Origin of the sequence: Paenarthrobacter sp. CCNWLY172 (assembly GCF_037402035.1) — a bacterium.
Lineage (GTDB): Bacteria > Actinomycetota > Actinomycetes > Actinomycetales > Micrococcaceae > Arthrobacter.
Genome location: NZ_JBBEGB010000015.1, coordinates 22995 through 44329, shown reverse-complemented (window position 1 = coordinate 44329; position 21335 = coordinate 22995). Strand labels below are relative to the sequence as shown.

Here is a 21335-nt window from a genome sequence, read left to right as displayed (position 1 = left end):
CCATGGACGGATATTTTTATGCCATCCTGATCGTCGGATTGGTGTCCACCATCATGTGCCTCGTGGCAGGCCTGATGAAGAAAGCCCCGAACGATCCCACCATCTTCTCCGTGCTCGCCGTTGAACTGGTCCTCCTGGTGTATCTGGTGGGTTCGATCGTTCGGGTGGCCATGGGTGAGCAGATTGCCGGTGAGGCCTGGGAATTCTGGGGGTACCTGGTCACGGCCCTGATGATCCCGTTGGGTGCTGTTTACTGGGCCATCCTTGAACGAACCCGCTGGAGCAACTTTGTCCTGGCCGCAGTGGGGGTCACCGTGCTCGTTATGGGTGCCCGCATGAACCAGATCTGGTACTGACCTTGAAGGAAGAACACGACGTGACTGGAACCGAGACCAACCCGGCAAGCCCGCAGCAGAAGGACACCCGCAATACTGGTCCGGGCCGCCTGCTGATCGCGGTCTATGCGGTCTTCGCATTGTCGGCAACGGCGCGTGCGGGCTATCAGATCGCCACCAAGTTTGCCGAAGCTCCCTTGGCGCACATCCTTTCTGCCTTCGCCGCCGTTGTGTACATCGTGGCCACCATTTCGTTGGCCAAGCCTGGCCGCACCTGGTTCAAGGTTTCCCTTGCGGCGGTGCTGACGGAACTTGTGGGTGTGCTGGTGGTGGGGGCCATCAGCCTGTTCGATCCCGTCGCCTTCCCGCACGACACCGTCTGGTCGCTGTTCGGACGCGGTTATGGATTTGTCCCCTTGGTCCTGCCGGTCCTCGGGCTCCTGTGGCTCAACAAACGCAGACCGTCCTGAGCCAGCTGCCCTGGCGGGTAACCTTAGAATGTTCCGGCGCCGGAAGGTTGCCGGGCGGAACGAATATCTGCAGTAAAAGGCGAGGTTGATGGTCCACATCTGGAACGATCCCACTGAAGTCCCCAGGGACTTCGGAGCTACTGTCGTCACCATCGGAAACTTTGACGGTGTCCATCGCGGACACCAGCATGTCCTGGCGCAACTGACTGATACCGCCAAGCGGCACAACATCCCGTCGGTAGCAGTGACCTTTGATCCCCACCCCGCCCAGGTCCACAGGCCGGATTCTGCCCCGGAATTGATCATGGGGCTCCAAGACAAGCTGGAAGCCCTGGCGGACACCGGCGTCGATGCCGTACTGGTCATGAAGTACACCCTGGACCTGGCGGCCATGACGCCGATGGAGTTTGTGCGCGAGGTCCTCTTGGACGGGCTGCACGCCGCACACCTGGTGGTGGGCCATGACCTCCGTTTCGGCGCGGGCAATGCCGGCGATGTCCTCACCATGCAGGAGTTGGGGGACCAGCTCGGTTTCAGTGTTCAGGTAGTTAATGAGTACGGCGCGGGAGGCTTCCCGGTCCACGACGACGGCGATACCGACCGCCGCTGTTCCTCCACCTGGGTGCGGGAAGCTTTGTCTGAGGGAGACGTCGTGACTGCCGCCGCGGTATTGGGCCGGCCCCACCGCATGCGCGGGGAAGTCGTCCATGGCGCCGCCCGTGGCCGTGACCTCGGATTCCCCACCGCCAACCTTTCCCACGATTCCACGGGCTATGTTCCTGCGGACGGAATTTATGCCGGCTGGTTGATCGACCAGTCCGGAACCCGGTGGCCCGCTGCGATTTCCGTGGGTTCCAACCCCACGTTCGATGGCGTCAGCCGTCAGGTGGAAGCCCATGTGATCGATCGTCCCGAGGAAAATGTGGAGGACTTCGACCTCTACGGCCAAACCGTAGCCGTTGAATTCACCCAGCGCCTTCGGGGCATGGTGGCGTACCGGGGACCCGAGGCATTGGTTGAGCAAATGTGCCTGGATGTCGCCCAGGCGCACGAGCTCCTGGGCCAGAGCTAGGCGCATTTCGACAACACTGCCGGCCTGCCGGTAAACTGATGAGTGGATCCGGCTGCAGTCCGTGGCGGCTGGACCTGTTTTTGTGTGCGGTGACGCACCAAAGGCAACCCGTCAGCGAGGCGCTGGACCGGGAGGCACGGCACAACTCTAGGAGTTCACGTGGCACTTGAAGCCGCTGTAAAGCAGTCCATCATCAAGGAATACGCAACCTCTGAAGGCGACACCGGTTCGCCCGAGGTGCAGGTTGCAGTCCTGACCCAGCGGATCAAGGATCTGACTGAGCACATGAAGGAGCACAAGCACGACTTCCACACCCAGCGCGGTCTGCTGGCCATGGTTGGTCGTCGCAAGCGCATGCTTTCCTACCTGAAGAACACCGACATCGCCCGCTACCGTGCGCTCATCGAGCGCCTCGGCCTGCGTCGCTAGTCTGACTTTAGGGACGGCCCGGTCCCTCGTGGAACGGGCCGTCTTCTTCACCAACAACTAAAAACAGGAATCAACCGCATCGCGCATTCGCGGTCCTCGGTAGTGATTCCCGGGAACAATCGGTGACGATTGCCCCGTGGATCTCGATCGATGACCGGGTGTCGTACAGGCCAGGAATAAAGAAGAGGCCTGGGTTGATGCGGCGGACTTCCGCTAACAGAAACGGAGGTGACTCTCTATGGAGGGTCCCGAAATCCAGTTCTCCGAAGCCATTATCGACAACGGTCGTTTCGGCAAGCGCGTCATTCGCTTCGAAACCGGCCGCCTTGCCAAGCAGGCAGCCGGCGCTTCGATGGTCTACATCGACGAAGACACCGCCTTGCTGTCCGCAACCACCGCAGGCAAGCAGCCGCGCGAAGGTTTCGACTTCTTCCCGCTGACGGTTGACGTTGAAGAGCGCATGTATGCTGCCGGCCGTATCCCGGGCTCGTTCTTCCGTCGCGAAGGCCGCCCGTCAACCGAAGCCATCCTGGCTTGCCGCCTCATGGACCGTCCGCTGCGCCCGGCCTTCGTCAAGGGCCTGCGCAACGAAGTCCAGATCGTGGTCACCGTCCTGGCGATCAACCCCGATGAGCTCTACGACGTCGTAGCCATCAACGCATCCTCGATGTCCACGCAGCTGTCCGGCCTCCCGTTCTCCGGCCCGATCGGTGGCGTCCGCGTCGCCCTCATCGCTGACGAACAGGGTTCGCAGTGGGTTGCTTTCCCCAAGCACTCCCAGCTTGAGAACGCCGTCTTCAACATGGTTGTAGCCGGCCGCATCACGGGTGACGACGTCGCCATCATGATGGTTGAAGCCGAAGCCACGGACAACTCCTGGAACCTCATCAAGGAACAGGGCGCCACAGCCCCCACCGAAGAGGTTGTCTCCGAGGGCCTCGAGGCTGCAAAGCCGTTCATCAAGGCACTCTGTGAAGCACAGGCGGACCTGGCTGCACGCGCGGCCAAGCCCACCGTCGAGTTCCCCGTGTTCCTGGACTACCAGGACGATGTTTACGCCGCTGTTGAGGCCGCTGCTGCCGACAAGCTGGCTGCCGTCTTCCAGATCGCTGACAAGCAGGACCGCGACACTGCCTCTGACGAACTCAAGGACGAAGTGCTGGGTGCGCTTGCCGGTAACTTCGAAGGCCGTGAGAAGGAACTGTCCGCAGCTTTCCGCTCGGTCACCAAGCAGGTTGTGCGCCAGCGCATCCTCAAGGACCAGATCCGCATCGACGGCCGTGGCCTGACGGACATCCGCCAGCTCACCGCCGAGGTAGAGGTTCTGCCCCGCGTCCACGGTTCGGCCATCTTCGAGCGCGGCGAGACACAGATCATGGGTGTCACCACACTGAACATGCTCAAGATGGAGCAGCAGATCGACTCGTTGTCGCCGGTAACGCGCAAGCGCTACATGCACAACTACAACTTCCCGCCGTACTCCACCGGTGAGACCGGCCGCGTCGGTTCCCCGAAGCGCCGCGAAATCGGCCACGGTGCTCTTGCAGAGCGCGCCCTGGTTCCGGTTCTGCCGACGCGTGAAGAGTTCCCCTACGCCATCCGCCAGGTATCCGAGGCCCTCAGCTCCAACGGCTCGACGTCCATGGGCTCTGTCTGTGCTTCGACGCTTTCCATGCTCAACGCCGGTGTGCCGTTGAAGGCAGCAGTTGCCGGTATCGCCATGGGCCTGGTTTCCGACCAGGTTGACGGCCAGACCCGCTATGCAGCGCTGACCGACATCCTCGGCGCCGAAGACGCTTTCGGCGACATGGACTTCAAGGTTGCCGGTACGTCCGAGTTCGTCACGGCCATCCAGCTGGACACCAAGCTCGACGGCATCCCCGCTTCCGTGCTGGCTGCAGCACTGAAGCAGGCCCGCGAAGCCCGCCTCCACATCCTCGAGGTCATCAACGCAGCGATCGACACCCCGGATGAGCTCTCCGAGTTCGCTCCGCGCGTCATCGCCGTCAAGATCCCCGTGGACAAGATCGGCGAGGTCATTGGCCCCAAGGGCAAGATGATCAACCAGATCCAGGAAGACACGGGCGCGGACATCTCCATCGAGGATGACGGCACGGTCTACATCGGCGCTACCAACGGTCCGTCTGCCGATGCAGCACGTTCCGCCATCAACGCCATCGCCAACCCGCAGGTCCCGGAAATCGGTGAGCGCTACTTGGGCACGGTCGTCAAGACCACCACCTTCGGCGCCTTCGTTTCCTTGACCCCGGGCAAGGACGGCCTGCTGCACATCTCCGAGCTCCGCAAGCTGGCCAACGGCAAGCGCGTGGACAACGTTGATGACGTAGTCTCCGTGGGCCAGAAGGTCCAGGTCGAGATCACCAAGATCGATGACCGCGGCAAGCTTTCCCTCTCCCCGGTTGTTGCCGAGGAAGACGGCGCAGCTGCCGAGGACGCTCCGGCTGAGGCCGCTGAAGAGTCCGCAGAGTAGTCTGTAAGCAGTACACCCGGCGGGGCCGGTGGGCTTGTAAAAGCTCCACCGGCCCTTCCGGCCTTAACCCGAAAACCTGAAAGGCCTTGATGACTGTCGTACCCCTGCCGCTGGAGCAGACTCTTCCCGGCGGCGAATTGATCCATGGTGCCGAGGGCGGTTCCATCGTACGGCGCTCGGTCCTTCCCGGCGGCGTGCGCGTCCTGACCGAGGCAATGCCCGGCCAGCGTTCGGCCACCATAGGGTTCTGGGTGGCAGTGGGTTCGCGCGATGAAGCGGACGGCCAGCACGGTTCCACGCACTTCCTTGAGCATTTGCTGTTCAAAGGCACCAAGCGCCGCACCGCTTTGGAGATCGCGTCGGCTTTTGACGAGGTGGGCGGCGAATCAAACGCTGCCACCGCGAAGGAAAGCACCTGTTACTTTGCCAGGGTCCTGGACACAGACCTGCCCATGGCCATCGATGTCATTGCCGACATGATCACCGGCGCCGTCCTGGATCCTGCTGAACTGGAGCAGGAGCGCGATGTCATCCTTGAGGAAATCGCCATGGACAGCGATGACCCGACGGATGTTGCCCACGAGAAATTCGTGGAGGCCGTCCTTGGCAACCACCCCCTGGCCCGTCCCATTGGTGGAACCCCTGACGCCATCAAGGCTGTGGCAAGGGACGCGGTCTGGGAACACTACCAGCGCTATTACCGCCCGGAGGAATTGGTCATCACCGCTGCCGGCGGCTTGGACCACGACGTCGTCTGTGACCTTGTCCTCGATGCCCTGACGGCCGCGGGCTGGAAGCTTGACACCCAGGCAGCCCCGGTCAACCGCCGCGGTACCGATCGCGCCGTCATCAGCGGAACGTCCGGCCTCCATGTGGTCAAGCGCCCCGTGGAGCAAGCCAACATCATCATGGGCTGCCCCACGATCGTGGCAACCGATGACCGACGATTCGTTATGAGCGTGCTCAACGCTGTCCTGGGTGGCGGCATGTCCTCCAGGCTGTTCCAGGAAATCCGCGAGAAGCGGGGCCTGGTCTACTCCACCTACTCCTTCACTGCGGCTTACGCTGACGCCGGCTATTTCGGAATGTACGCTGGCTGCACGCCGTCCAAGGTCCGCCAGGTACTGGACCTCCTGGGCGTCGAGCTGGAGAAGCTTGCCAAGGAGGGCATCACAGAAGAAGAACTCCGTAAAGCCGTAGGCCAACTCAGTGGGGGAATCGTCCTGGCCCTGGAAGACACGGGATCACGGATGTCCCGGCTGGGCCGGGCAGAGTTGGTTTCCGGAGAATTCCAGGACATCGACGAAACCCTTGCCCGGATCCAGGCCGTCACGGTGGAAGAAGTGCAGGACCTGGCCCGCGAACTCGCAGCTGCACCGCGAACCATTACCGTGGTGGGTCCTTTCGAGGAAACCGAGACTTTCGGACTCTAGGCCTCTGGACGCACGCACTGTCAACAGGGCAGCATGATCACACGGTGATGATGCTGCCCTGACGACTTTGGAGACATGATGGATCTGCCCTCGAGCGGCCAGGCCGCGGAGCTGTTGCAGGACTTCATCGGTCACTGGCGGGGCATCACGGAGATTGCCGCGTCGCCGTGGGGGAGTGCCCGGACGGCTGAAGCGGAAGTGGTTTTCACCAAGGCCGCCGGCGGGTATGCCGTCGTCCAGAGCTACCGGCACCGCGAGGCGGACGGCACGCACTTCGAAGGGCATGGCATGTTCACTGTGGACCGGGATCACGGGGACACTCTTTGGTACTACGTAGACAGCCTGGGGAGGTCGCCGGCCAGCCCGGTCAGGGGAGCGTGGAATGCAGGCACCCTGACATTGGACAGGAGGACTGCCGACGGCGTTGCCCGGCACACCTTCCGCGTCGAGGACGGGGTCCTGGTGCACACGGCCGATCTACGGCTGGAAGGAACACCGGACTACAGTCCGTTGCTGAGGAGCGTCTTCCGTAAGGCCTGAGCCTCAGCCTCCGGCGAACGGCGGCAGGACATCGATGACGTCCTGGGCTCCCAGCGGCGCTGAACGGTCCCGCACAGCTACCTCGTTGCGCAGGAAACTGCTCCGTGCCACGATCCGGTCCAGCGTCGGGGTGCCTTCGGGAGGCAGCGGACGTTCGACGGCGAGTGCGGCTTCCAGCAACGCTTCCAGGCTGGTGCCTTCCGGGAGGACGTGACGTTCTTCTTCGACACCGGCCGCCGCGCGTGCGGCAGCGAAGTAGCGGACAAGCAAGGTTTCAGCCTCCGATTGCGCTCATGCTGCGGTCCGGCTGGACAAAGTCCGCTGCGCCGAGACCTGTGTGGTCCATGCCGTGGGCTTTAGGTTTGACCCACATGGCGTCTTGCCACCGCGATGCCAGTTCGTGATCCGTGGCCCCGCCGCGAAGCAGGCCCAGGAGGTCGAATTCTTCGCGGGAGAAGAGGCAACTCATGATCTTGCCCTCGGCCGTGATGCGGGTTCGGCGGCAGTCGGCGCAGAACGGTTCGGTGACCGAGGCGATAATGCCGACTGTACCGAGGACTGGGCCCGCAGCTTCACCGGAAGCCGTGTCCCGGCGTCGTACTTCAAATCGTTCGGCCGGGGCGCCGTCCCGTTCGCGGGGGTCGTGCGCCAGCACAAAGTCGCGGGAGAGCAATTCCCGGATCTCGGCGGCAGTGATCATGTTGCGACGGGTCCACCCGTGATCGGCGTCCAGCGGCATTTGTTCGATGAAGCGAAGCTCGTAGCCGCGGCCCAAGGCCCAGGCGAGCAAGTCCGGCGATTCGGCGTCGTTGATCCCGCGCATCAGCACGGCATTCAACTTGACCGGCCCAAGGCCGGCCGCCCAAGCGGCATCAACGCCGGCCAGGACGCGATCCAGGAACGGCCGGCGCGTGAGTTTGGTAAAGGTTTCCTCGTGCAGGGAATCGAGCGAGACATTGATGCGGGTGAGGCCCGCAGCCTTCAGCGCCGCCGCCTTTTTGTCCAGGCCAACACCGTTGGTGGTCATGGAGATCGGGAGGTCCGGGTGGTCGCTGCGGATGCCGGAAATGATGTCCACCAGGTCGGCGCGGACCAAGGGTTCGCCGCCGGTGAGGCGCAGTTCCCGCACGCCCAAGGCGTTGACCCCGATCCGGACGATCCGGACAATTTCGTCCCTGGTCATCACGGCTTGTTTCGAGAGCCATTCCAACCCCTCGGCCGGCATGCAGTATGTACAGCGCAGGTTGCATTTGTCCGTCAGGGACAGCCGCATGTCCGTAGCCCGCCGGCCATAGCGGTCCCACAGGCCCGCAGGCGTTCCTGCCGGGCGCGGCGGCGGTACCGCGATGCCACTTTCCTTGCTGCCCGCGGGGCCACCCGGAGGGGGCACCGGCATTCCCAGCTGAACACTCATAAATTCAGGCTACGCCACCGTGGCAGGATCAGTGACACCGATTACAGTCATACAGTTCTTACGGATTGCATACGCTTGCGCCGCGGATGCCTGAATCACGTGCCGGGGACCGCCGGCAAACCTATGCTGAAAGCGTGACCACACCTACGGCATCATCAGCGGAACCAGGGAATCGCCGCATCCTCCTGGTGGAAGACGAACAGACCATCGCCGATGTGGTCCGCGACTACCTGCTGCAAGCGGGCTTTCAGGTAGACATGGCGGGTGACGGATTTACCGCCCTTCAGGTGGCAGCGGACCGCAAACCCGACCTGGTGATCCTGGACCGCATGCTGCCTGGTTTGGACGGCGTGGAGGTGTGCCGCCGGCTCCGCCAGACCATGAGTGTACCGGTGATCATGGTTACGGCTTTGGGCACCGAAGATGACCGGATCCTCGGCCTGGAGATGGGCGCTGACGATTACGTGACCAAGCCCTTCTCACCGCGCGAGCTGGTGCTCCGGGTGAAATCGGTGCTCAGGCGAAGCATCAAGGAGTTCACGCCGGAACCACCAGTGGAAGCCGCGGGTCTCGAACTCGATCCTGCGTCCCGGACAGTAACGCATCACGGAGTTCCGTTGGCCTTGACGGTGCGCGAATTCGATCTCCTGGCTTTCCTGATGCGGCGGCCACGCCAGGTTTTCAGCCGCGAGGAACTCATCAAGGCCGTCTGGGGCTGGGACTTCGGCGATCTCTCAACAGTCACAGTGCACGTGCGTCGCCTGCGGGAAAAGATTGAAGCCAACCCCACCAAGCCTGAGTTGCTCAAGACGGTCTGGGGTGTGGGGTACCGCTTCGATTCCGCCTCCGGCAACGCGCCGGAGCACTCCGGCGGCGGGGAGCGTGGCCATGGAGGGCAGTGAGCTGTGGACCATCCTGGCTTGGGTCTTGTTCTGGGCCGTCCTCATCGGCGCCGCAACCTTGTTCAGCCTGCGACTGCTGCGTCGGGCGTCGGTCCTGGCACAGATCTGCCTGGTGGTCGTCGCTACGGTTGCGGTCCTGGTGGCCGGCATGGTCAGTGCGTTCAATGCCATGTTCATCTCTGCCAGGGATCTGGAAGTCATGTGGTACATCCTCGCCGTGGCATCAGCAGTGGCTGTTGCCTTGTCACTCATGCTGGGCGCGGGCGTGTCACGTAACGCTGCCCGGTTGGTGGTTGCCGCGCGGCGCCTGGGCCGGGGGGAGACCTTGGACCACGCCGGGGAGGGGCGGGGCAGTGCTCCCGCCATGACGTCCGAACTTGCCCAACTGGCCAAGGAACTTGAGGCCAGCAGCCGCAGCCTCGCCGAGTCACGGGAACGTGAAGCCGCCATTGAGACGGCCCGGCGGGAATTGGTGTCGTGGATATCGCATGATCTCCGGACCCCCTTGGCCAGCATGCGCGCCATGACCGAGGCACTTGAAGACGGTATGGCGTCCGATGTGCCGGGCTATTACCGGAAGATCATCGGACAGACGGAGCAGATGACCGCCATGGTCAATGATCTCCTGGAGTTGTCCAAGATCCAGTCCGGCACTCTCCGTCTCCGTGCTGAACCACTGGACCTTTACGATCTTGTCAGTGATGCGTTGTCCGATCTCGCGCCTTTGGCCGCTCAACGCGGCATCACGCTCGACGGCGGCGGCGACCGTGAGTGCATGGCCGTCGCCGATGGCCCCAGCCTCGCCCGGGCCGTGCGGAACATCCTCCTCAACGCCATTATCTACAGCCGGCCGGACACTGAGGTCCACGTCAGCGTCGGACGCGACGGGCTGGGGCACCACGGCGGAAATGCAGTGGTCGCAGTGCAGGACCAGTGTGGTGGCATCCGCAACGAGGACCTACCGCATCTGTTCGAGACGGGCTGGCAGAAAGACCCCGCCCGGGGCACCACTGAGGGACTGCAGGGCAGATACAGTGGCGCGGGCATCGGACTGAGCATGGTGGCCGGCATCGTCAAGGCCCACGGCGGATCAGTCACTGTGGAAAACGTCGACGGCGGCTGCCGGTTTGCGCTGTCCCTTCCGGCGGGATCCGTCCCGGCCACGTCCGGGATTTCGGCCGACGAACGACCAGGAGGCGCAGCATGAGCACGCACAAAAGTGTGGACAGGCCGGAAACCCGCGCCTCCACCCAGTCACACGGCCGGCTCAGCCTCCGTCTGTGGCCTGCCGCGGCAGGTGTAGCGTCGGGCGGTGCGGGGATTGCGGCCGGTGAACTGACCGCAGGCCTGCTGAGCCCGTTGGTTTCCCCTGTCACGGCCCTGGGCGGAGCTGTGATTGATGCAGTGCCCCCCGGAGTGAAGGACCTGGCCGTGCAGTTGTTCGGCACGGCGGACAAGATCGTGTTGATTGCATCCATCGGTCTCGTCGCGGGATTGTTGGCCGCGCTGGCCGGCGTTCTGGAGCATCGCCGCGCCGGCTGGGGACTGGCGATGGCCGGGGTGGCCGGAGCAGCTGGACTGACCGCCGTCGTCACGCGTGCCCAAGCAAGCCCGCAGGCGGCCTTGGCCCCGATCGTCGCTGCGGTCGTCACGATGCTGCTGTTGCGCACCCTCATCCGGCGGCTCGTCACGTGGGCACCCGAGGCAGCGAATCAGGAACTTCAAGGGCATGATCCCGCACCCCTGGCACGGCGGAGTTTCCTCAACGCCCTCGCTGGCACCTCCCTCGCCGCCGTCGTGGCCGGAACCGTCACTGCGGTCCTCACCCGGGCCACGGCCATGGCGTCAGGTTTCCGCAGTTCCATGACGCTCCCGGAACCCGTGATCCCACCGCAGGCAGTACCCGCCGGCGCCTCGCTTCCCGTGGACGGCATCAGCCCCCTGGTGACCCCCAACTCCGATTTCTACAGAATCGATACGGCACTGACGGTACCGGCCCTCGACCCGCCGGCGTGGAGGCTGAAGGTCACCGGATTGGTGGACCGGGAGATCGAGATCGACTTTGCCACGCTCCTCGCCAAACCCATGATCGAACGGCATGTCACCATCGCCTGCGTATCCAACAACGTCGGCGGCGACCTCATAGGCAATGCGCTCTGGCTGGGCTGGCCCATCCGCGAACTCCTTGCCATGGCCGGTCCCAAAGCCGGCGCAGACATGGTGCTGTCCACCAGCAACGACGGGTGGACGGCCAGCACACCTTTGGAGGCCCTCACCGACGACCGCGACGCCCTGTTGGCCGTCGGCATGAACGGCGAACCGCTCCCGCTGGAACACGGCTTCCCGGTGCGGATGATCGTGCCAGGGCTGTACGGATTTGTCTCCGCCACCAAATGGCTCACCGAACTGAAAGTCACCCGCTTCGCCGACGACACCGCGTACTGGACCCCCAGGGGCTGGAGCGACCACGGACCCATCAAGACGCAGTCACGCATCGACGTTCCCCGCAGCGGCAGGACGGTCCAGCCGGGCACAGTGCAGTTCGGAGGTGTGGCCTGGGCCCAGCACCGGGGCATCAGCCGCGTTGAGCTCCGCGTCAACCGCGGACCCTGGAAGCAGGCCACTCTTGCGAGCGGGATTTCCACGGACACCTGGTATCAATGGCAACTGGGCCTCGATCTCACCCCCGGGGATTACGAAGTGCAGGTCCGGGCCACCGATACCACCGGCCAGCCGCAGACCGAGGAAAAGGCACCCGTGGCTCCGGATGGCGCCACGGGCTATCACACCATCAGCGTCAAGGTGGGCTAAGGCCCTAGTCTGGGTACGTCCGGAGAAATTCCGGAAGCCAGTGTGTCACAACAGGAGGTTGTCCGTGCCCAGATCAGTTGCAACCCATCGCCAGGCAGTGGTGGAACTGCTGGCCGGCACTGCCACCACCAAGGGAAACCACCGCGTGCCGTTGCTCGACGCACTGGGAAAGCCGCTCGCCGTCGATGTCCATGCGCCGCTCTCGCTGCCGCCGTTCGCCAACTCCCAGATGGACGGCTTTGCCGTCCGGTCACATGACATTCCCGACGACGGCGGGCAGCTCCGGGTGGCAGCTCCCGTCCCGGCAGGTGCGACACCAACAGCGCTGAAGGCCGGCTACGCCGCCCCCATCATGACCGGAGCCATGATTCCAGAGGGCGCCGACGCCGTCGTACCCATCGAGAAAGCGAGCCCCAGTACCTTTCCAGACCCCACCACCATTGATGCCGTCGTCAACCTTCCCGCGGTGGCTCCCGGTGCTTATGTGCGGAACAGCGGCAGCGACATCCACAGGGGAGCCCTGGCCCTGGCAGCAGGCACCCTGCTGGGACCGGCCCAGCTTGGCCTGCTGGCAGCCATGGGCCTGTCAACAGTTGAGGTCCCTGAACCTCTGCGTGTCCTCCTGGTCACCACGGGAGACGAGGTAGTGGAACCAGGGGAAGAACTCACGCCCGGCAAGATCTTCGACTCCAACGGAACGCTGCTTGAAGCGTCCATGCGCCAGGCAAACCTGGACGTTGTTCGTACGGGCATCTCGGACGACGACCCTGCACACCTCCTGGCCGTCCTTCACCATCACACCCGGGAATCGGACCGTCCCGTGGATGTCATTGTCACCACTGGGGGAGTAAGCAAGGGCGCCTACGAGGTGGTGCGCCAGGCGATGGCCGGCCAGCCCGTTGATTTCCTCCCCGTTGCAATGCAGCCGGGCGGGCCGCAGGGCCTGGGAACCTTCAACGGCATTCCCTTCCTCGGATTTCCCGGCAACCCTGTCAGCTGCCTCGTCTCCTTTGAGATGTTCCTCCGGCCCGCCCTGTCGGAGGTTATGGGAACTCCGGCTCCACGACCCGTACGGACGGTACGCCTTGCCGAACCCCTGACCTCTCCCGAGGGCAAACACCAGGTCCGGCGTGGCTCGGTGGCCGGGGACGGCATGCTCCGTATGGAAGGCGGCGCCGGCTCACACCTGGTGCACGCCCTTGCCCGTGCCAACGCGTTGGTCCAGATCCCAGGCAACGTCACGGAACTCACCGCAGGAGCCGAAGTGGAAGTATGGATGCTGTGAATGAAACTCCCGGGACAACAGAACACGGCGGCGGCCTGACGCACCTACGGCACGACGGCACTGCGCAGATGGTGGATGTCTCCGCGAAGGCAGTGACCACACGCGAAGCCACCGCCACGGCAACCGTCCGGACAACCCCGGACGTGATGGCCCTCTTGGGTGCCGGTGAGCTGCCCAAAGGCGACGCGCTCGCCGTGGCGCGGGTAGCAGGCATCATGGCGGCAAAGAAGACGCCGGAGCTGATCCCGTTGTGCCATCCGCTGCCTATTTCCAAGGTCACCGTGGATTTCCATTTGGGCGCCGGCTCGGTGGACATCCTGGCAACCGTCAAGACCAAGGGCGTGACCGGCGTTGAAATGGAAGCCCTGACGGCGGCATCGGTAGCGGCACTGAGTGTCTACGACATGATCAAGGCCGTGGACAAGCACGCCGTGCTGACCGACATCCGCGTGCTGGCCAAGACTGGCGGCAAGAGCGGCGACTGGGACGTCTCAGGGGAACCGGTCCAGGAGGCCGGCGAATGAGTGCTTGCGAGCCGAACAGCCTGCGGAAGGCCGGAGTCGTGATTGCCTCCACCCGGGCTGCTGCCGGAATCTACGCCGATGAGACGGGGCCCATCATCCTCGATTGGCTCAATGAGCACGGCTTTGAGACGTTCCCCACTATGGTGGTGCCGGACGGGGAGCCAGTGGGGGCTGCCCTCAGGGCGCTCCTGACCCAGGACCCCGCGGTCGTCATCACCAGCGGCGGAACGGGCCTGAGCCCGGATGACAAGACGCCGGAGATGACCTTGCCGCTCTTGGACCGCGAAATTCCCGGCATCATGGAAGCAATCCGGCGCGCAGGCGCCGCGAAGACGCCCATGGCCATGCTGAGCCGCGGCCACGCCGGAGCTGCGGGAACGACGTTCATCATCAATCTGCCGGGATCCCCGAAAGGCGTTATGGATGGATTGGCTGTCCTGGACCCAGTGATCGGGCACTTGTGCGAACAAATGGAAGGTAGCCATGGGCACTGAAACAGATTTCGAAGTAGTCAGCGCTGTCCTCAGCGCGGAACCCATCTCGGTGGACCAAGCCATCGCGGCGGTCGAATCGGACACCGCCGGGGCTGTGGTCAGCTTCAGCGGCGTGGTCCGGAACCACGATTCCGGCAAGGCTGTGGACCGGCTCAGTTACAGCGCCCATCCCACGGCGCACCAGGTCATGTCCGACGTCGTGGCCCAATTGGTGGCTGAGCATTCAGGCGAAGCCGACCAACCCGTCCGCATCTGGGCAGCGCACCGCATCGGGATGCTGGAGATCGGTGACCCGGCCCTTGTCTGTGCCGTCGCGGCGGCCCACCGGGGACAGGCGTTTGCCGTCTGTTCCGAGCTGGTGGACAGGGTCAAAGCGCAGGTTCCCATTTGGAAGGAACAGTTCTTCACCGACGGCACCGTCGAGTGGGTTGGCGCGGGGGAGTAGGCCTGAGTCACGGTTCCTGCCGGGCCCCGGCCCGGCGGTAGGGTTAACGGCATGACCGAACAACTTGCTGTTGCAGTGCTGGGCGCCCACGGGCGCATGGGAATTGAAGCCGTGAAAGCTGTGGAAGCAGCCGATGACATGAAGCTTGTAGCCGCCCTGGGTCGCGGCGATTCCCTGGGAACCCTGCTCGACGCCGGCGCACAGTACGTTGTTGACCTCACGGTCCCGGACACCACAGAGACCAACGTCCGGTTTGCCGTAGAGCATGGCATCCATGCTGTTGTCGGTACCACTGGTTGGAATGCCGACAGGCTGGAGTCCCTCCGTGCATTGCTGGAGCAGAAGCCGGACACCGGCGTCCTGATCGCCCCGAACTTTGCCCTGGGGTCCGTGCTGGCCTCCGCTTTCGCGGCCAAAGCCTCACAGTATTTTGAGTCCGTCGAGATCATCGAGCTGCACCACCCGAACAAGGTGGACGCACCATCCGGCACGGCGGTGCGTACGGCGCAGCTGATCGCTGATGCACGGCAGGCAGCCGGAGTACCAGCAAGCCCGGACGCCACTGAAACGTCGTTGGACGGAGCCAGGGGCTGTGACGTGGAGGGTGTCCGCGTCCATAGTGTGCGGCTCCGCGGTTTGGTAGCCCACCAGGAGGTCCTTTTCGGCGGTCCGGGTGAGCAGTTGACGTTGCGCCATGACTCCTTCGACCGGGCTTCCTTTATGCCTGGTGTCCTGCTGGGATTGCGTAAAGTCTCAACGCACCCCGGCCTCACGGTGGGCCTGGACGGCTACCTGGACCTGGGGCTCTAGGTCCATGGGCAATTTCTGGACTTCCTTGAAGAAGAACCGCACCAAGATCTGGGTCGGCGCCATCACCCTGCTGTTGGTGCTCTACCTGGTGGTGTCCGTCCAACGCTCGTTCCTCCTCCTCGGTGACCCGAACCTGGTAGCGAAGGGCATTGGAGCGGCCTATCTGGTCCTGCCCATCGTCGGAGCGTGGGCGCTCATCCGGGAGCTCCTGTTTGGCGCCCGCACCGAGCAGATGGCCAAGGTCCTGGAAGCCGAAGGCGGTTTGCCCGAGGACACCCTGCCCCGAACGCCCGGCGGGCGGATTGTCCGGGCGGCCGCGGATGCGGAGTTCGAGAAGTACCGGGCCGAGGCCGAGGCGGCGCCGGAGGATTGGCGTTCCTGGTTCCGGCTGAGTTGCGCCTATGACGCCTCGGGGGACCGCAAGCGCGCCAGGGCATCAATGCGCGACGCCGTGAAGCTGTTCCGCTCTCAGCCCACCGCTGCGGGACGGTAGCTGCCCAGCTTCGACGCCGTATGGGCAACCCACTCCAGCGGTCCGCGGCGCCGGAGCAAGGCGAAACACACGCCGATTGCCACTGCACACAGTGCCTGGGTCCAGTACATGCCCTCTTCTGTCCACCCTGCGGGCAGTGGCTGGTTGGTGAACCCCGAAACCACCCATACATGGGCCGAATAGAGGCTGAGCGTCATGGCTCCGGGCCCGCTGAGCACTATCAGGATATTGACCTTGATACGGTCGGCCACGGTACCCAGCAGCAGGAAGAAACCCACCACTGCGGCAGCCGTTCCGCTGGTGTGCAGCAGGTCCAGCGTGGTCCCTGCATGGGGGGCTGCTGTGGCCAACCACCACCACGAACCGGTCTGCTCCAGCCCGGTCAGATTAACCTGGAGCATGCTTTCCAGCGGGTACCCGCGGGTGCCGGGAAGTGCCTCCAGCGCGGCCCGGCCGCCCCATGCTTCCAGGGCAAGGAACCCTCCCAGCTTTGCCGCAGCAGCCACAGTGGTTCCGCCGATTAGGAGCAGGAACTGCACCTTCGCGGTCGTGAGCGCCAACCTGCCGAGCACCAGTCCGATCAACAGATATGAGATCCACTGGAACACCGGGTAGTAACCAGTGAAGAAGAGGTCTGCGAGGAGGCGTGCCGGCGTCCCCAGGTCCTCGCCGTTGGGGTTGTGACCCAGTTGCAGGGGAGGTGCGGCGTCCAACAGCAAGGGCCGGACCAGGTAAGCCAGCAGCGGAGACAACAGCACCCAGCCCGCCGCCCAGATACACAGTGCCTTGACCCGAAGGCCAAGGAATGGCAGGACGCACAGGAAAAGCACGGCGTAATGCACCAGGATGACGGCGACATTGACGTCCAGCCCTCCCAAAGTGAGGCCGACCACCGCAATGACCAAGGCTCGCATGGCGACCCCGCCTCTCGCGGCCCGGAGATCGTTGCCTGTGCGAGGTTCCTGCCGGCCCGTACTCAGCGCCAATCCAATGCCGGCAAGGACAGCGAAGAGTGCAGCAGACCGCCCCGAAAATACCAATCCCACGAAGGTCGGCTCCCACGCCGGGGAGGGCCCGAACGTCGGTAGGAGGTGCGTGGACATCATGCCAAGCAACGCTGCACCCCTGGCAGCGTCGATCCCAGTGAGCCGGGAGGAGACCTGGCCGCCGTCGCGCGCTTTCCGCGGGGGCGCAGTCTCTTGCGAAGTCATGCTGCGATCGTCTCACAGCCAACTGTGAGCCGGGCCGACGGCAGAGCCAGGTCTTGTGTTCGAATATATGTTCGAATAACATGGCAGGATGAACGATGTCCCCACGCCACCCGAAGGTCTCGCCGGACCCATGAAAGCAATGAGCCCCGGCGTCGTCGACTTCCTCTTCAGGCAACTCGTGGCGGGCGAACCCCCTGAGGACACCCAGTGGCGCCGCGAAGGAACAGTGCTGGCCGAGCAGCCGCCAGGAGCTGAACTTGCCCGGCGGCTATCCGAGGCGGACCTGGATTCCCTGACGCCGTTGGAACTGTTCGAGTACGTTCGCGCTTCCCAGCGCCTGGTCACCTGGGCTGAACACCTCAAGGAGCGGGCCGTGGCGCACTATTGCTCGGATCAACCTGCGCGGACGCCTGGGCCGGCCTAGCCAGTCGCGGTCTGACTGGAGTGAGAGGGCCCCATGGCTCCACGCCCCGGCCTGTCCTCCAACATCCCGAGGTTGCCTCCGGAATAGGATGGGCTGGTGACTCCGACGCCCCCGCAAGTCCCCACCCAAAGGCCGGCCCGTCCCCTGGATGTCACGTCCGTGGAGAGCCCGTTTGGCGTTACCGCGCCCGCAGGGGCCGGGTTCGTTGAAGCAAGGCCTCACCCAGGGGAAGAACCGCATGACCCGGCAGTGCTTCGCGCGGCCGTTGTTCAATATGAAGCGCTGCTGCCAGGTGTCGGGGGAGCGGCCGTGGAGGCAAACGTAGCGGCCCATGTGAGGCTGGTGGCGGAGGCTTGCAACCGTGGCGCACGTTTGGTGCTTTTTCCTGAACTCTCCTTGACCGGGTATGAACTCACTGCATTCAAAGTCCCCGCCGGAGCAGGACAGCCTTCGCCGGGCAGTCAGCCTTCGCCGTGGTTAACCGAAAGCGACCCGCGGCTCCACCCCCTCCAGGATGTCTGTGCCCGCACCAGGACGGTGGCCGTCGTCGGGGCAGGCTGGCGGGAGGCGGATCAGACGCCCAGGTTGGCCTCGCTTATCGTCGGCTGTGACGGATCGGTGAAACCTGTCTTCAAAACTCGTCTGCATGGGCCGGAGCGGGAGCTTTTTGTCCCTGGAAGCGGTCCGGCGGTGCTTGATGTCGACGGATGGCGGGTTGCCTTTGCGGTCTGTGCTGACGCCGCGCATCCTGCCCACGCCGGTGCCGCGGCGGAAGCGGAGGCCGATGTGTATGCAGTGTCTGCGCTGTACACGCGGGGCGAGGAACTCAGGCTCGGACTGCATTTGGGCGCCCGTTCCATGGACCACCGGATGTTTGGATTATTGGCGAACCTTGGAGGAGAAACGCCCTTGGGCCCCTCCTGCGGTCTCAGTGGAGCGTGGGGTCCCGACGGTGCTGCCCTGGTCCGGGTGGCGGGCACCGGGACGGAAGTCGCCATGGTGTCGTTGGACTGGTCCCGTCTTGGCGCCTACAGATCCTCAACTGGGGCATGAGGACCATCACGCGGAACCCATTCTTGTAACAAGCCCGCGACAGGGTAACGTTTTTCTTATGTCTGACTTGCGCGCCCACACTCCCGCCCTTGGTACCCTCCTGACCGCGATGGTCACCCCGTTCACCGAGGACGGCAAGGTGGACTACGACCAAGCCGCTGTACTGGCAGAGAAGCTTGTCCAGGATGGTTGCGATGGGCTCGTTGTTACCGGCACCACCGGAGAGACCTCAACCCTCACGGACGACGAAAACCTTGGTATGTTCCGGGCGGTCAAAGAAGCCGTCGGCGGCAAGGCTGCCATCATTGCCGGAACCGGCACCAACGACACCGCACACTCGGTGCACCTTTCCCAGCGGGCTGCCGAGGTTGGCGTGGATGGTCTCCTGATCGTCACGCCCTACTACAACAAGCCCAGCCAGGCAGGCGTCCGGGCGCACTTCGAGACCATTGCCTCGTCAACGGATCTGCCCGTCATGCTCTACGACATCCCAGGCCGCTCCTCCATTGCGATTGCTCCTGAGACCATGATCGGCCTGGCCAAGCACCAGAACATCGTGGCGGTCAAGGACGCCAAGGCAGATTTTGCCGCCGCTACCCGGGTCATGGCTGAGACTGACCTGGTTTTCTATTCCGGTGATGACGGATTGACCCTCCAGTGGATGGCGCTCGGCGCCGTCGGCCTGGTGGGCGTCACCACCCACGTGGCCACGCGTCGCTTCCGCGAGCTGATCGACGCTGTTAACGCCAGCGACCTCGCCACTGCGAGGGCCATCAACTTTGAACTGGAACCCGTCATTCGCGCAACCATGACGCGGGTCCAAGGCGCAGTAGCCGCCAAGCAGATTCTCAAGTGGCAGGGAGTCCTGCCCAACTCGGTTGTCCGTTTGCCCCTCGTGGAGCCGGACGCAGCCGAGATCGACATCATCCGCGGGGATTTGGCGGAAGCCGGTATGGACTTCAACGTCTAGGCCGGTTCCGCCGGAAAGAAGCACAATATGACCCAAACCGCCCTTCCCGGACTGGTTACGCCGCCGAAACTGCCGAAAGGCACGCTGCGGATTGTTCCGCTCGGTGGCCTGGGAGAGATCGGCCGCAACATGGCCGTCTTCGAAATCGACGGCAAGCTGCTGGTCGTTGACTGTGGCGTGCTCTTCCCTGAAGAGACCCAGCCCGGCGTAGACCTCATCCTGCCCGATTTCTCCTACATCGAAGACAGGCTGCAGGACGTAGTTGGCGTCGTGCTGACGCACGGTCACGAGGACCACATCGGTGCGGTTCCCTACCTGTTGCGCCTTAAGGCCGATATTCCACTGATCGGGTCCCAGCTCACCCTGGCCCTGGTGGAAGCAAAGCTCCAGGAACACCGGATCAAGCCGTACACCCTCACCGTCACCGAGGGCCAAGTGGAGCAATTCGGCCCGTTCGAGTGCGAGTTCATTGCCGTGAACCACTCCATCCCTGATGCCCTGGCCGTTTTCATCCGGACCGAGGGTGGCACGGTCCTGCACACCGGCGACTTCAAGATGGACCAGTTGCCGCTGGATGGCCGCATCACCGACCTCCGTCACTTCGCCCGGTTGGGCGAAGAGGGCGTGGACCTGTTCATGGCCGACTCCACCAACGCGGACGTCCCTGGGTTCACCACGGCCGAAAAGGAAATTGGTCCCACTTTGGACCGCCTGTTCGGCCAAGCAAAGAAGCGCCTCATCGTCGCGTCGTTCTCGTCCCATGTTCACCGTGTCCAGCAGGTCCTTGATGCCGCAGAGAAGCATGGCCGCAAGGTCGCTTTCGTTGGACGCTCCATGGTGCGCAACATGGCCATCGCCGCCAAACTGGGGTATCTCGATGTGCCGGCTGGAATTTTGGTGGACATCAAGAACATCGACAACATGCCCGATGACCGCGTGGTCCTGATGTCCACTGGTTCCCAGGGCGAGCCGATGGCTGCCCTGTCCCGGATGGCCAACGGCGACCACCGCGTAGTGGTTGGACCCGGCGACACCGTCATTCTGGCCTCCAGCCTGATTCCCGGCAACGAGAATGCCGTGTTCCGCATCATCAACGGACTCCTCAAACTCGGCGCGGACGTAATCCATAAGGGCACTGCGAAGGTCCACGTCTCCGGGCACGCAGCGGCAGGGGAGCTCCTGTACTGCTACAACATCCTTGAGCCGCTCAACGCCATGCCTGTGCACGGCGAAACCCGTCACCTTATTGCCAATGGCAACATCGCGCGGGAATCCGGTGTTCCGTCCGAGGGCATCATCCTGAGCGACAACGGCACAGTGATCGACCTGAAGGACCACAAAGCAAACATCGTTGGCCAAGTAGAGGTCGGATTCGTCTACGTGGACGGTTCCAGCGTGGGTGAGATCACCGACGCCGACTTGAAGGACCGTCGCATCCTCGGGGACGAGGGCTTCATTTCCATCATCACGGTCATCAACCGCACTACCGGCAAGATCGTGTCGGGACCGGAAATCCATGCCCGTGGTGTTGCTGAGGATGATTCGGTCTTCGACGAGATCATCCCCAAGATCAACGCCGCGCTGGAAGACGCTGTGCTTAATCACGCAGACCATACCAACCATCAGCTGCAGCAGGTTGTGCGCAGGATCATCGGCACGTGGGTCAACCGCAAGCTCCGCCGCCGTCCCATGATCATTCCGGTGGTCCTTGAGGCATAGCCCCACGGCA

23 protein-coding genes are annotated in these 21335 nt (G+C 63.8%); 20 read left to right on the top strand and 3 right to left on the bottom strand.

All coding sequences use genetic code 11. The features are described from left to right. The first annotated feature begins 2 nt into the window (after positions 1-2). The 7 genes from WBN73_RS18975 to WBN73_RS18945 all read left to right on the top strand — a co-directional run bounded on the left by WBN73_RS18975 (position 3) and on the right by WBN73_RS18945 (position 6770). Positions 3-356 (top strand): hypothetical protein, encoded by a 354-nt coding sequence (locus tag WBN73_RS18975; protein ID WP_089594379.1) that lies wholly within the window; start codon positions 3-5, stop codon positions 354-356. A 2-nt stretch (positions 357-358) separates the two neighbouring features. Continuing rightward, a complete protein-coding gene (locus WBN73_RS18970; RefSeq protein WP_337341027.1) occupies positions 359-805 on the top strand; it encodes a hypothetical protein in 447 nt (148 codons plus the stop codon). Positions 806-893: 88 nt separating this feature from the next. After that, positions 894-1877 carry a bifunctional riboflavin kinase/FAD synthetase gene (locus WBN73_RS18965; protein WP_337341026.1) on the top strand — a complete coding sequence of 328 codons (984 nt, stop codon included), beginning with the start codon at positions 894-896 and terminating at the stop codon, positions 1875-1877. Positions 1878-2036: 159 nt separating this feature from the next. Next, on the top strand, positions 2037-2306 hold the full coding sequence (gene rpsO, locus WBN73_RS18960; RefSeq protein ID WP_089594382.1) for a 30S ribosomal protein S15: 270 nt from the start codon (positions 2037-2039) through the stop codon (positions 2304-2306). 238 nt (positions 2307-2544) lie between these two features. Beyond that, positions 2545-4797, top strand: a complete 2253-nt coding sequence (locus WBN73_RS18955; RefSeq protein WP_207597010.1) for a polyribonucleotide nucleotidyltransferase — start codon at positions 2545-2547, stop codon at positions 4795-4797. Positions 4798-4886: 89 nt separating this feature from the next. Next, complete coding sequence (locus WBN73_RS18950; RefSeq protein ID WP_337341025.1) at positions 4887-6230, top strand: M16 family metallopeptidase; 1344 nt, start codon at positions 4887-4889, stop codon at positions 6228-6230. Between the two features lie 78 nt (positions 6231-6308). Next, on the top strand, positions 6309-6770 hold the full coding sequence (locus WBN73_RS18945) for a DUF1579 family protein (protein WP_337341044.1): 462 nt from the start codon (positions 6309-6311) through the stop codon (positions 6768-6770). Between the two features lie 3 nt (positions 6771-6773). On the opposite strand, the gene WBN73_RS18940 is transcribed toward WBN73_RS18945, so the two are convergent. Both WBN73_RS18940 and moaA read right to left on the bottom strand, forming a co-directional pair. Next, positions 6774-7040, bottom strand: a complete 267-nt coding sequence (locus tag WBN73_RS18940) for a MoaD/ThiS family protein (protein WP_089594386.1) — start codon at positions 7038-7040, stop codon at positions 6774-6776. Positions 7041-7044: 4 nt separating this feature from the next. Next, on the bottom strand, positions 7045-8184 hold the full coding sequence (moaA, locus tag WBN73_RS18935) for a GTP 3',8-cyclase MoaA (protein ID WP_337341024.1): 1140 nt from the start codon (positions 8182-8184) through the stop codon (positions 7045-7047). A gap of 134 nt (positions 8185-8318) precedes the next feature. On the opposite strand from moaA, the gene WBN73_RS18930 reads away from it, so the two are divergent. Genes WBN73_RS18930 through WBN73_RS18890 form a run of 9 tightly spaced genes read left to right on the top strand, consistent with a single transcriptional unit; the run spans position 8319 to position 15948 of the window. Further along, positions 8319-9086, top strand: coding sequence for a response regulator transcription factor (locus tag WBN73_RS18930; protein ID WP_280627646.1), 768 nt, complete (start codon positions 8319-8321; stop codon positions 9084-9086). Next, a complete protein-coding gene (locus tag WBN73_RS18925) occupies positions 9073-10293 on the top strand; it encodes a sensor histidine kinase (RefSeq protein ID WP_337341023.1) in 1221 nt (406 codons plus the stop codon). The genes WBN73_RS18930 and WBN73_RS18925 overlap by 14 nt, the downstream gene beginning before the upstream one ends. Continuing rightward, positions 10290-11897 (top strand): molybdopterin-dependent oxidoreductase, encoded by a 1608-nt coding sequence (locus tag WBN73_RS18920; RefSeq protein WP_337341022.1) that lies wholly within the window; start codon positions 10290-10292, stop codon positions 11895-11897. Before WBN73_RS18925 ends, WBN73_RS18920 begins: the two co-directional genes overlap by 4 nt. Positions 11898-11955: 58 nt before the next feature. Next, positions 11956-13182: a molybdopterin molybdotransferase MoeA gene (locus tag WBN73_RS18915; protein WP_337341021.1), complete on the top strand. Its 1227-nt coding sequence runs from the start codon at positions 11956-11958 to the stop codon at positions 13180-13182. After that, on the top strand, positions 13170-13706 hold the full coding sequence (gene moaC / locus WBN73_RS18910) for a cyclic pyranopterin monophosphate synthase MoaC (RefSeq protein WP_280627650.1): 537 nt from the start codon (positions 13170-13172) through the stop codon (positions 13704-13706). The genes WBN73_RS18915 and moaC overlap by 13 nt, the downstream gene beginning before the upstream one ends. Then, positions 13703-14200, top strand: a complete 498-nt coding sequence (locus tag WBN73_RS18905; protein WP_280627651.1) for a MogA/MoaB family molybdenum cofactor biosynthesis protein — start codon at positions 13703-13705, stop codon at positions 14198-14200. Before moaC ends, WBN73_RS18905 begins: the two co-directional genes overlap by 4 nt. Next, positions 14190-14645: a molybdenum cofactor biosynthesis protein MoaE gene (locus WBN73_RS18900; protein ID WP_089594391.1), complete on the top strand. Its 456-nt coding sequence runs from the start codon at positions 14190-14192 to the stop codon at positions 14643-14645. Before WBN73_RS18905 ends, WBN73_RS18900 begins: the two co-directional genes overlap by 11 nt. 51 nt (positions 14646-14696) lie before the next feature. Continuing rightward, the gene (gene dapB / locus WBN73_RS18895; protein WP_337341020.1) at positions 14697-15455 is read left to right on the top strand and encodes a 4-hydroxy-tetrahydrodipicolinate reductase; all 759 of its coding nucleotides are present in this window, start codon (positions 14697-14699) and stop codon (positions 15453-15455) included. Positions 15456-15459: 4 nt separating this feature from the next. Continuing rightward, positions 15460-15948, top strand: coding sequence for a hypothetical protein (locus WBN73_RS18890; protein ID WP_207597021.1), 489 nt, complete (start codon positions 15460-15462; stop codon positions 15946-15948). Here the strand turns inward: WBN73_RS18890 and WBN73_RS18885 are convergent. Then, complete coding sequence (locus WBN73_RS18885; RefSeq protein WP_337341019.1) at positions 15924-17159, bottom strand: heparan-alpha-glucosaminide N-acetyltransferase domain-containing protein; 1236 nt, start codon at positions 17157-17159, stop codon at positions 15924-15926. The genes WBN73_RS18890 and WBN73_RS18885 overlap by 25 nt on opposite strands. An 88-nt stretch (positions 17160-17247) precedes the next feature. Between WBN73_RS18885 and WBN73_RS18880 the strand changes: the two genes are divergently transcribed. The 4 genes from WBN73_RS18880 (at position 17248) to WBN73_RS18865 (ending at position 21325) form a co-directional block, all read left to right on the top strand. After that, complete coding sequence (locus WBN73_RS18880) at positions 17248-17583, top strand: hypothetical protein (protein WP_280627653.1); 336 nt, start codon at positions 17248-17250, stop codon at positions 17581-17583. A 96-nt stretch (positions 17584-17679) separates the two neighbouring features. Then, on the top strand, positions 17680-18636 hold the full coding sequence (locus WBN73_RS18875; protein ID WP_337341018.1) for a carbon-nitrogen hydrolase family protein: 957 nt from the start codon (positions 17680-17682) through the stop codon (positions 18634-18636). Positions 18637-18694: 58 nt separating this feature from the next. Beyond that, on the top strand, positions 18695-19606 hold the full coding sequence (gene dapA / locus WBN73_RS18870) for a 4-hydroxy-tetrahydrodipicolinate synthase (RefSeq protein ID WP_089594395.1): 912 nt from the start codon (positions 18695-18697) through the stop codon (positions 19604-19606). A 27-nt stretch (positions 19607-19633) separates the two neighbouring features. Then, complete coding sequence (locus WBN73_RS18865; protein ID WP_207597024.1) at positions 19634-21325, top strand: ribonuclease J; 1692 nt, start codon at positions 19634-19636, stop codon at positions 21323-21325. Positions 21326-21335: the final 10 nt, after the last annotated feature.

Coding starts and splice junctions, on each gene's coding strand:
- WBN73_RS18900 (WP_089594391.1), top strand. CDS start 14,190: ATGGGCACTGAAACAGATTTCGAAGTAGTCAGCGCTGTCCTCAGCGCG.
- WBN73_RS18905 (WP_280627651.1), top strand. CDS start 13,703: ATGAGTGCTTGCGAGCCGAACAGCCTGCGGAAGGCCGGAGTCGTGATT.
- WBN73_RS18945 (WP_337341044.1), top strand. CDS start 6,309: ATGGATCTGCCCTCGAGCGGCCAGGCCGCGGAGCTGTTGCAGGACTTC.
- WBN73_RS18920 (WP_337341022.1), top strand. CDS start 10,290: ATGAGCACGCACAAAAGTGTGGACAGGCCGGAAACCCGCGCCTCCACC.
- WBN73_RS18955 (WP_207597010.1), top strand. CDS start 2,545: ATGGAGGGTCCCGAAATCCAGTTCTCCGAAGCCATTATCGACAACGGT.
- dapA (WP_089594395.1), top strand. CDS start 18,695: ATGTCTGACTTGCGCGCCCACACTCCCGCCCTTGGTACCCTCCTGACC.
- WBN73_RS18950 (WP_337341025.1), top strand. CDS start 4,887: ATGACTGTCGTACCCCTGCCGCTGGAGCAGACTCTTCCCGGCGGCGAA.
- WBN73_RS18890 (WP_207597021.1), top strand. CDS start 15,460: ATGGGCAATTTCTGGACTTCCTTGAAGAAGAACCGCACCAAGATCTGG.
- WBN73_RS18925 (WP_337341023.1), top strand. CDS start 9,073: ATGGAGGGCAGTGAGCTGTGGACCATCCTGGCTTGGGTCTTGTTCTGG.
- moaC (WP_280627650.1), top strand. CDS start 13,170: ATGGATGCTGTGAATGAAACTCCCGGGACAACAGAACACGGCGGCGGC.
- WBN73_RS18965 (WP_337341026.1), top strand. CDS start 894: ATGGTCCACATCTGGAACGATCCCACTGAAGTCCCCAGGGACTTCGGA.
- WBN73_RS18865 (WP_207597024.1), top strand. CDS start 19,634: ATGACCCAAACCGCCCTTCCCGGACTGGTTACGCCGCCGAAACTGCCG.
- moaA (WP_337341024.1), bottom strand. CDS start 8,184: ATGAGTGTTCAGCTGGGAATGCCGGTGCCCCCTCCGGGTGGCCCCGCG.
- dapB (WP_337341020.1), top strand. CDS start 14,697: ATGACCGAACAACTTGCTGTTGCAGTGCTGGGCGCCCACGGGCGCATG.
- WBN73_RS18880 (WP_280627653.1), top strand. CDS start 17,248: ATGAACGATGTCCCCACGCCACCCGAAGGTCTCGCCGGACCCATGAAA.
- WBN73_RS18975 (WP_089594379.1), top strand. CDS start 3: ATGGACGGATATTTTTATGCCATCCTGATCGTCGGATTGGTGTCCACC.
- WBN73_RS18885 (WP_337341019.1), bottom strand. CDS start 17,159: ATGACTTCGCAAGAGACTGCGCCCCCGCGGAAAGCGCGCGACGGCGGC.